Raw genomic sequence first — 9,630 nt, 5'->3', positions numbered from 1 at the left:
GTTCGTGGGTAATACAGCTAGCCTACGCAGGTGTCGACGGCGGCAGGCGGCGAGCCTTGCAGGCGGCGACGGCGGCAGCCTGCCCTCAGCGGGGATCCGCAACGGTGCCCATGAACAGCGGCAGTCCGGTTTCGACGTGAACAACCTGATAGTGGAAGGGCCTGTCGAACTCGATGGTCCGATCCGGCTCCGGCGGCGCGCTGGTGACCATGCCATTGATCTGGGTCACGGCCGCGGCCACGGTTCCTTTCTCAGCGACGGTGATGTTGGCCGCCTGCGCGGCCTGGGTGATTGCCATCTTGGGCTGGATCGCGTTGAAGTCCTCGGTGGTAGTGAGGGTCTTCCGCAGGCCGAGCGATTCGAAGACCTTGCGGAGGTCGAAGGTGCACTTGTGGTCCCACCGCGGCAGCTGGATCCGGACGGTTTGCAACCGGGCGGTATCCATGGTTCCGGCGATGTCCGTCAACGTTTCCGCGCTCAGCCCCGTTCCGTTGCCGGCCCCTTCGCCAGGCAAGACCAGCCGCATCACGAAGCCCTCTGCATACGGAAGGTCCACGCCGCGCCAGCCCCGGCCTTCCGCGTACTTCATCTGCAGCAGGTTGTGCATGGCGGGGGCCGTGACTTCCTTGCCCCCGGCTGTGGTGAACGGCAGGTCAGAGGTGTTGTTCGGATCAAACGGAGCATTCCAGGCGGCGGCGAAATACAGCGCGTTGAGGACACTGAAGGTGTTTCGGCGATCGTACTCCGCAGGAGCCTCCTTGATCCGGCCGCCTGTGTTCTTGTCCACCCAGGCATCGATGGCAGGCTTGGTGGCCGCCTCATCACTGAAGTCCACCGGATACACGCCTGTGCCGTAGTGCCGGGCCAGCGTGTCCAGGTAGGCGGCGCCGGTGGTGACACCCTCGTCGACAAACAGGCCGTTCGCCGGGTGCATCACCGGCTTTCGCGGCGGGTTCGCTTCGTCCACAGAGCCGGGGTCGCCGTCGAACTTTTCCAGGGACGCAAGCAGTGCGTTCATGGCTTCGTCGCGGTGTTCCACGGGAAGCTGCAGGACTGCATCCATCTCGGCGGCCGTCCCGCCCGATGCCCCCGCACGCAGCATGGCGAGCGCAATCAGCAGGCTGCCTGGCGATGCCACCACATTGCCGTTGGCAGCGTCGCCGCCGTCGGCCAGCAGTGCCTCCCCGAGCGTCAGGGCCGAATCCCGCAGGGATTTCAGCTCGGCGGAGTACGCGGCCCCGTCCACGGTGTCGCGGGGAACGCCGTCGGCCTTCAAGAGCCCGGGCTGCGCCGCCGAGCATGCGGTCAGGGCCGCCACGGCCGAAGCCGCCACCAATTTAGCCACTCGAATCCTTTTCATCGCCGTCCTCAGACAGTCAGCGGAAACACAGTCAGGGAAAACACAGTCAGGGAATCTTCGCCTGTCCACAGTCAAGCACCAGGGTCCGACAGTATCGATGCCTGTCCGGTCACGGTTTGTTGTCGTTTCGGTCTCGGTTTCCCTCCCTCACCTTTCGCACGTTTTGACCCAACGCTCCCTCCCTTCCTGCACGTGTCGGGTCAACGCTCCCTCACTTCCTGCAGCGCCCCGGCGTATCCTCAAGACACCGGACGCGCAGCAAGTCCGGTGCTAGATTCGCTGCACACTTTTGGGCGCTTCCAAGTTGGCCTTCATCTCCGGCCACAGTCTCCGGCTCCAGTCTCCGGCCACAGGCAGGGCGGTTCGGCCCGATATCCACATAGCCCTGGCCGGCGTTGAAGCCCGGCGCTCTTCACTCATAGCGTTTCTGGAACGGCATCCCGCCCGTTGCCCGACCCTAGTGAGGATCGACTTGGCTAAGAAATCCCGCCGCCAGCCGGCAAGACGGAACTCCATCAGCGGGCCCTATGCTGGCACCCCGGTTTATGGCTCAAATCGAGCAGCCGCTCTCGCGTCGCTTCAAAGCGCTCAGGAACTGAATTTCCTAATCCCCGCTTTCGTGTGTTGGCACAGGGAGCACGCGGTAATCTCCGACGTGTCTCTCGTCCTGAAGCAGCTGAAGGCGTTCTTTTCCATGCATGCCGAAATCGACGGCGCCGCCACTGTCACCGCGGTGGAGCCGGAAGATCTGGTAGAGCTTGTGGCAGTGCTCATTGAGCGTGATACTAAATTTGCGGTCTTTTTCTGCGGCTCGCTATTCGAATTCGTGCAATTTCTGATGGATACGGGGCGGTGGTCCGGTACCGCGGAAAACTACCAGACTGTGCGCTGCATTCTTTTTGACGGACTGTTCAGCGCGAGGTTCTTATCCCAAGGACCGCCGCGAAAGCGGGCCGGCAACGGTCATCCGTCGTCCCGCAACAGTGCGTGAGCGTCACAGCGAATGCGTCCAAATCTGAGAGAGCGTCCGCCGAAAACCCGCAGGAACTGCGGGAGCGTCGGTCAAGACCCGGCCAAAAGTGAGGGACCGGCACTCCGCCCTAATTCCCCGAGTGCGCCTGCAGGAATGTATAGACCTCCGTCTCGTCCACGCCGGGAAAGGCACCGGGCGGCATGGCGGCGAGCAGGTGTGAGTGCGCCCGCGCGGATGGCCACGCGTTGCCTGCCCACTCCGACGTCAGCGAAGCAGGCGGCCGCTTGCAGCAGTTGGGATCCGGGCAATTTGATGTTGCCCGCGCCGTCGTCTCCCGTCCGCGGAACCATTTCACGTGCTGGTACGGAACCCCGATGCTCAGCGAGAACTGCCCGTTCGCCGACCGGTCGGTGCGTGCAGTGCACCAGTATGTGCCCGACGGCGTGTCCGTGTACTGGCTGTAGGCGCTGAATTTGTCGGGCACGTCGAACACGGCACGCGAGGTCCAGGCCTTGCAGGACGGCTGCCCCTCGATGGCACCCGTGTGGTCCTGCGGGAAGTTCACGCCGTCGTTCTCGTAGGCCTTGTAGATGATCCCGCTCTGGTGTGTCTTCTGGAAATGCGTGGTGATGCCCAGATGCTTCGTGGCCAGGTTGGTAAAGCGGTGGGCGGCCGTCTCGTAGGACACCGCAAAGGCATCGCGGATGTCCTCGACCGCGATCTCCTTTGCGGCCTTGGCTTTCTGCAGAAATTCCACGGTGGCCTGTTCCGGCAGCAGGAGGGCCGCGGCGAAATAGTTCGTGGCCACCCGCTGGGCCAGGAAGTCGCCGTAGTTGCGGGGGGTTTCATGGCCCAGGACGTAATGGCCCAGGGCCTGCAGCAGCACGGACCGGGGATCGTGGTCCTGCCGTTCGCCCTGCGTCAGGTAAATTTTGCGGTTCTTCAAGTCGGTCACCGAACGCGTGGAATGCGGCAGGTCACCCACGTGGTGAAGGGTGAATCCGAGGTGCGCCGCGATGTCTGCGATGACGTGCTGGCTCAGTGGTCCGGTGGTGTAGCCGACCTCTCTGAGCACTTTCTGCGCCTCGGACTCGTACTCCGGAAAGTAGTTTCCCCGTTCCCGCATCATGGCGCGCAGTTCACCGTTCGCCCGGCGGGCCTCTTCCGGTGTGGCAACCTGCTCGTTCATCTTGCGTTCAAGCTCCTGCAGCAGCCCGACCTGGGCCTCCAGGACATCCAGCGGCAACCGCGAGCTGATGCGGATTTTCGGCAGGTTCAAGGACTCGTAGAGGGGTCCGCGCTGGTAGCGTTCGAGCTCGATTTCCAGGCCCGCACGGCGGCTGGGCGGTTCGGCTCCGAGCAGCTGGTCAATGCCGACGTTCAGCGCCCCGGCCAGGTGCTGCAGCAGGCCGAGTTTCGGTTCCCGCTTGCCGTTTTCGATGAGGCTCAGCTGGCTCGGCGCGGTCCCGACGGCGGCACTCAGGTCATCCAGCGTCATGCCGGCCTGCTTGCGCAGGTGACGGACCCGCCGGCCCAGCGCGATGACGTCCAGTTCTGCGGTTGGCGGCGACGACGGCGGTTGCGAAACTTCCCTGGTCCAGCTTGAAGGCGACATTTCTGAAGAATACGTGAAGAACTGCATTTCTTTCCAGCATTTTGCTCTAGAAAGCATTTGGAAAGTGCAGAAAAGTAAGAGTCACGAAGGAAACAGCCTTCCGGAAGCTGGCCGGAACTGCAAAGGCGCAGGGCCGGTCAGCCCGGAACCACCACCCGGAATGACCCGGGTAGCAAACAAGGAGACAACGATGACTGCAGCATTTGAGCCCACCCAGCAGCCGTCCGCCCAGGACACAGCATCGCAGGCCGCCGCCCTGGAGCTCGAGTGGGCTGCCAACCCGCGCTGGGAAGGCGTCACCCGCGACTACTCAGCTTCCGACGTCGTCCGCCTCCGCGGCCGTGTCTCCGAAGAGCACACGTTGGCCCGCCGCGGCTCCGAGAAGCTCTGGAAGCAGCTCACCGAGGAGCACAAAACCGGCCAGTACACCAACGCCCTGGGCGCCCTCACCGGCAACCAGGCAGTGCAGCAGGTCAAGGCGGGCCTCCGCGCCATCTACCTTTCGGGCTGGCAGGTCGCCGCAGATGCCAACAACTCCGGCCACACCTACCCGGACCAGTCGCTCTACCCTGCCAACTCCGTTCCCACGGTGGTCCGCCGTATCAACAACGCCCTGCTCCGTGCTGACCAGATCGAGTTCTCCGAGGGCGTCCAGACACTTGAGGACTGGATGGTGCCGATCGTCGCCGACGCCGAGGCCGGCTTCGGCGGACCCCTCAACGCCTACGAGCTGATGAAGTCCATGATCCAGGCCGGCGCCGCAGGCGTTCACTGGGAGGACCAGCTCGCCTCGGAGAAGAAGTGCGGCCACCTCGGCGGCAAGGTGCTCATCCCCACCCAGCAGCACGTCCGCACCCTGAATGCCGCCCGCCTGGCGGCCGACGTCGCCGGCACCCCGTCCGTCGTCATCGCCCGAACCGACGCCGAGGCGGCAACCCTGATCACTTCCGACGTCGACGAGCGCGACCAGGAATTCATCCTCCGCGAAGGGGGACAGCCGGTTCGCACGCCGGAGGGCTTCTACAAGGTCCGCAACGGCATCGAACCCTGCATCGCCCGCGCCAAGGCCTACGCCCCGTACTCGGACCTCATCTGGATGGAAACCGGGACGCCCGACCTGGAGCTGGCCCGCAAGTTCGCCGAAGCCGTCAAGGCCGAATTCCCCGACCAGATGCTCTCCTACAACTGCTCCCCGTCGTTCAACTGGCGCAAGCACCTGGACGACGCCACCATCGCCAAGTTCCAGCGCGAACTCGGCGCCATGGGCTTCACCTTCCAGTTCATCACCCTGGCCGGCTTCCACGCCCTGAACTACTCGATGTTCGACCTCGCCCACGGCTACGCCCGGGAAGGCATGAGCGCCTACGTCGAGCTGCAGGAGAAGGAATTCGCCTCCGAGTCCCGCGGCTACACCGCAACCAAGCACCAGCGCGAAGTCGGCACCGGCTACTTCGACGACATCGCCACTGCGCTCAACCCGAACGCATCCACCCTGGCCCTGGTGGGATCCACCGAAGAAGGCCAGTTCCACTAACAACTTCCGACGGCAGGTCTTGCGTCCGTCGGCAAACCGGACGATCCTCGGCGTGCTATTCCCCATGGCCGGCTTCTTACCTCGCTGGGCGAGGACGAAGCCGGCCATAGGGCCCCTTTTACGCACGCTGCCGGATGTCCAGTTCACCGCCTGTTTAGGTACGTCACCGCTCGCCGTCGAACATCCTTCTTGCTTTAAGGAGCAAATGAAATGAACAGCTTCATCGATAACTTCACTATCAACGGGATCACGCTGACTGCGCAGCCTATTTGCCGGCAGGGCGAGGTGCTCACTCCGGATGCGCTGGCCTTCATCGCCAGGCTGCACAAGGCCACGGCCGGGCGGCGCGAGGAGCTGCTGCGGGCACGCAGGGCACGGCGGGATCAAATCGCCGGCGGCCAGGACCCGCGGTTCCTCCGCGAGACCGAATCCGTCCGCAACGATCCGAACTGGCGCGTCGCTCCCCCGGCCCCCGGCCTGGAGGACCGCCGCGTGGAGATCACCGGACCGGTGGACAAGAAGATGACCATCAACGCCCTGAACTCGGACGCCAAGGTGTGGCTGGCGGACATGGAGGACTCTTCCACGCCGTCCTGGCGCAACGTCATCCAGGGCCAGCTGAACCTCACGGATGCGCTGGAGCGCCGGATCGACTTCACTTCCCCAGAGGGCAAGGAGTACAGGCTGCGCGCCGCGGACGAACTGCCCACGATTGTGGTCCGGCCGCGCGGCTGGCACCTGCCCGAGAAGCACATGCTGATCGACGGCGCCCCGGTGGCCGGAGGCATCGTGGACTTCGGCCTGTACTTCTTCCACAACGCACGCCGCCTGCTGGCCCAGGGCAAGGGCCCGTACTTCTACCTGCCGAAGATCGAAAACCACCTCGAGGCCCGGCTGTGGAATGACATCTTCATCCTGGCCCAGGACCTGCTCGGAATCCCGCAGGGCACCATCCGCGCCACCGTGCTGATTGAGACCATCACCGCCGCCTTCGAGATGGAGGAGATCCTTTATGAACTGCGGGACCACGCCGCCGGCCTGAACGCCGGCCGCTGGGACTACATCTTCTCCCTGATCAAGAACTTCCGCACCCGCGGCCCCCGGTTCGTCCTGCCGGACCGCGGCCAGGTGACCATGACCCAGCCGTTCATGCGCGCCTACACCGAGCAGCTGGTGCGCGCCTGCCACAAGCGGGGAGCCATGGCTATTGGGGGCATGGCTGCCGCTGTTCCGAACCGCAAGGACGAGGCCGCCAATGCCAACGCCTTCGAAAAGGTCCGCGCTGACAAGACCCGCGAGGCCGCCGACGGCTTTGACGGCTCCTGGGTGGCCCACCCGGACCTCGTTCCGATCTGCCGCGAGGTGTTCGACGGCGTCCTCGGCGACCGGCCCAACCAGCTGGACCGCCTGCGTGAGGACGTCATCCCGGACGACCGTGCCCTGATCAACGTTGCTGCCACACATGGCACCATTACCGAGCAGGGCATCCGGAACAACATCGAAGTGGGCATCCGCTACATCGAGTCCTGGCTGCGCGGCAACGGCGCAGTGGCCATCCACAACCTGATGGAGGACGCCGCCACGGCGGAGATCTCCCGCTCGCAGCTGTGGCAGTGGATCTACTCGCGGGCCATCACGGACCACGGCGAGATCATCACCAAGGAGTGGGTCGAGGACATGCTGGACGAGGAGTTCGCCCGGCTGGAACGCTTTGACGGCGACCGCTTCGCCGACGCCCGCGACATCTTCGAGGAAGTCACGCTCAGCGACACGTTCCCCAGCTTCCTGACGGTTCCGGCCTACGCCAGGTACCTGCACGAGGCCCGCCAAAATGCTGACGCCACGGCCGAAGCCATCGAGGACGAGCTCGTGGCCGCCTAGAAAAGGCGGCCCAGATTTCCGCCCGCCGGGCTGCCACGCCTTCGCAACAGCACCCCCGAAATCCGGGGAGGCAGCCCGGCAGCGGAGCCATCTCCATAGCGCAACGGACACTTGAGGCCCTTCAGAGAGGGCGAACCTTCAGACTGCGCGGATCGACGTGAGCTCGTAGACCAGGGCCGAGCTCATGGCCGGTCCGCGGCAGGTCAACTGGCACGGCGGGGCGCGGCGGGCCTCCAGTTCGACGTCGACACGCGCCGGGTGAGGCGGGCTACCGGTAATGCGGATCCGCCAGTGGTCGCCGTCGCGAAAGGTCTCCGCAACGAGATAGTCATGCCGGCCGGCCGGGCCGAAACGTCTGAGCGTGGCGGCGACAGCGGCCTGCTGCGGCGGGAAGAGATCCGTGTATCCGCGCAGAAACTCCCCGTGGATGCGGCCGGCAAGATGCTCTTCGATCGTCGCGACGGACGACTCGGCATCCAGACGGCCGTAGTAGACGCCGTCGGGCGCGACAACGACGTTGCCTGCGAACCTGTCACCGCCAATATGCGTGCATTCCCACACCAGCTCCGGCCAGCGCTCACTCAGTGCACGCCCCACGGGCCGTCCCCACACGGCACAGCATTGGTCATGCTGACTGTGAGTGCAGACCAGGATGACGGGCGGATGGCCGAGCTTTCCGGGGATGCCGAGGGCTGTGGCAATCTCCGCCAGATCCTCGTCCTTGCTCCACGTTCCCCATTGCTGACGATAGGCGCCGGAGTTCTCATGGCGCAGTACTGCCCAATGGCTCTGACCCTCACGGCGGCGGGGGCCGGGCCGCCTCACCAGCAGCACCCGCGCCTGCGCCGCCTTTGCGGCCGCGAGCACGATCGCTTTGGTCTCAGGCTCAAGATCAAGCCCCTCGAAGCCGTTGAGCGGCCACCCGCCCCGGTGCTCGATGAGCACCCAGACGACGCCGTGCGAGGCCGTGCCCGCAATCGGGTCGCCGCGCTTCCGGGCGCCTTCAGAGCAGAAGAAGCGTTCCGTGGCAGCCACTGCGGCGGAGTCGCTGTTCACGGAGTCACTGTTCAACGGGAACGAGGACCCCCGCGCGCAACAGTCTTTCAACGAGTTCGACGCCGAGATCACTCGCGGCGTGAACCTCCCCGTCGAGCAGGCGCCTTACAAATGGCAGATCGGTCTCTGGGAAGTCGAGCCAACCCACGCGCGTGGTCAGGCGCGATCCCTCCAACCGTGCTTCCAGGGCATCGCGAAGCCGCACCACGGACCCGGGGCTGAGGCCCTCGACGGCGGCGAGCTGGGCCAGCGGTCCCAGCGGCGCCGGGCGTCCCTGACCTCGCCGGGTGCGGTGGAACAGAGACGTGGCATCAGCCGCCGCGACGGCAGCGGCGAGGCGCTCACGGACGGTGTCGACCTCCGCGCCCGGTCCGTCGACGCCCAATGGCAGCGTACGGCGCATCTCGGGATCGTCGCACAGCACTACAAGCGCGGCCTGGGCGAGCTGTTCGGCCAACGCGTAGCGGGTCCAGCTGTGGATTCCAAGCGTGAGGTGGATGGAAACCTCGCCCTGCGCCTGGGCGGCATGCAACCAGCCGCGCGGCAGGTAGAGGGCATCCCCGGGCTCGAGCACGGTATCGATGTAGGCCTCGCCTTTCGCAGCCTCGGCGACAGCGGAGCGGCGATCAGTCCAGGGCTGATCACGCAGCGGGTCCGGGTGGACCGGCTCGTGGATGATCCAGCGTTTGGTGCCCTCAATCTGCAGAACGAAGACGTCGTGGACGTCGTAGTGATCGTCGAACCCGCGGTTCTGAGGCGGGGTGATGTAGGCATTGGCCTGTACCGGATGTCCGAGTTCGGTGCTCAGCCTGCTGCTGAAGTCAGAGACTGGCTCCCACGTGCGGTGCAGAGCCTGCAGGACGAGCGTGGCACCATCAGCGAATTTGCGCCAAAGCGCGGTGTCGTCCAGCTGGTCAGAGATGGTGGCGCCGACGCCGCCAGGGGAGGTGAATGACGAGTCGGGAAATGTGGAGCCACCCTTGGCCACGCGGAGGAAGGGTGTGCGCAGACCACGGCGCGAGATCAGTTCGTCAACGGCCTCAGCAGAGAACAGATCGGAGAAGTCGCCGGCGCTACGGGTAAGCAGCGCTGTGCGCCCCCAGATGTCGCCGGCGAACCTCTCGCGGCCGATATCAATCAGGCGTGTCTCCAGGACCCCGGCGCCTTCCACGGCGCCGGGGTCCTGAAGGTCAGTGCGGGTGGTGCTCAAA

The 9,630-nt window shown here is 65.2% G+C and carries 7 protein-coding genes; 3 read left to right on the top strand and 4 right to left on the bottom strand.

What is annotated here, in order from left to right; translation table 11 throughout:
• Positions 1 to 85 precede the first annotated feature (85 nt).
• Positions 86 to 1,345, bottom strand: a complete 1,260-nt coding sequence (locus AC6CH3_RS07055; protein ID WP_498131736.1) for a serpin family protein — start codon at positions 1,343 to 1,345, stop codon at positions 86 to 88.
• Between the two features lie 487 nt (positions 1,346 to 1,832).
• Between AC6CH3_RS07055 and AC6CH3_RS07050 the strand changes: the two genes are divergently transcribed.
• The gene (locus AC6CH3_RS07050; RefSeq protein ID WP_498131735.1) at positions 1,833 to 2,351 is read left to right on the top strand and encodes a hypothetical protein; all 519 of its coding nucleotides are present in this window, start codon (positions 1,833 to 1,835) and stop codon (positions 2,349 to 2,351) included.
• 109 nt (positions 2,352 to 2,460) lie between these two features.
• On the opposite strand, the gene AC6CH3_RS07045 is transcribed toward AC6CH3_RS07050, so the two are convergent.
• The gene (locus AC6CH3_RS07045) at positions 2,461 to 3,975 is read right to left on the bottom strand and encodes a helix-turn-helix domain-containing protein (protein WP_498131734.1); all 1,515 of its coding nucleotides are present in this window, start codon (positions 3,973 to 3,975) and stop codon (positions 2,461 to 2,463) included.
• Positions 3,976 to 4,138: 163 nt separating this feature from the next.
• Here AC6CH3_RS07045 and aceA point away from each other — a divergent pair, with 163 nt between their 5' ends.
• Both aceA and aceB read left to right on the top strand, forming a co-directional pair.
• Positions 4,139 to 5,482, top strand: coding sequence for an isocitrate lyase (gene aceA, locus AC6CH3_RS07040; protein WP_498131733.1), 1,344 nt, complete (start codon positions 4,139 to 4,141; stop codon positions 5,480 to 5,482).
• A gap of 210 nt (positions 5,483 to 5,692) precedes the next feature.
• Positions 5,693 to 7,363, top strand: a complete 1,671-nt coding sequence (aceB, locus tag AC6CH3_RS07035) for a malate synthase A (RefSeq protein WP_498131732.1) — start codon at positions 5,693 to 5,695, stop codon at positions 7,361 to 7,363.
• A gap of 138 nt (positions 7,364 to 7,501) precedes the next feature.
• Here aceB and AC6CH3_RS07030 read toward each other — a convergent pair whose 3' ends face one another.
• Both AC6CH3_RS07030 and AC6CH3_RS07025 read right to left on the bottom strand, forming a co-directional pair.
• Positions 7,502 to 8,341 carry a sucrase ferredoxin gene (locus tag AC6CH3_RS07030; RefSeq protein WP_498131743.1) on the bottom strand — a complete coding sequence of 280 codons (840 nt, stop codon included), beginning with the start codon at positions 8,339 to 8,341 and terminating at the stop codon, positions 7,502 to 7,504.
• 82 nt (positions 8,342 to 8,423) lie between these two features.
• Complete coding sequence (locus AC6CH3_RS07025) at positions 8,424 to 9,629, bottom strand: cupin domain-containing protein (RefSeq protein ID WP_498131731.1); 1,206 nt, start codon at positions 9,627 to 9,629, stop codon at positions 8,424 to 8,426.
• Between the last annotated feature and the right edge of the window lies 1 nt (position 9,630).

The sequence above is a fragment of the Arthrobacter sp. GQ119 genome (genome assembly GCF_059759125.1).
This window is presented reverse-complemented; position numbering and strand designations above follow the sequence as displayed.

Bases quoted from the DNA above. Each gene is read 5' to 3' on its own strand.
- AC6CH3_RS07045 (WP_498131734.1), bottom strand. From the start codon at position 3,975: ATGCAGTTCTTCACGTATTCTTCAGAAATGTCGCCTTCAAGCTGGACC.
- aceA (WP_498131733.1), top strand. From the start codon at position 4,139: ATGACTGCAGCATTTGAGCCCACCCAGCAGCCGTCCGCCCAGGACACA.
- aceB (WP_498131732.1), top strand. From the start codon at position 5,693: ATGAACAGCTTCATCGATAACTTCACTATCAACGGGATCACGCTGACT.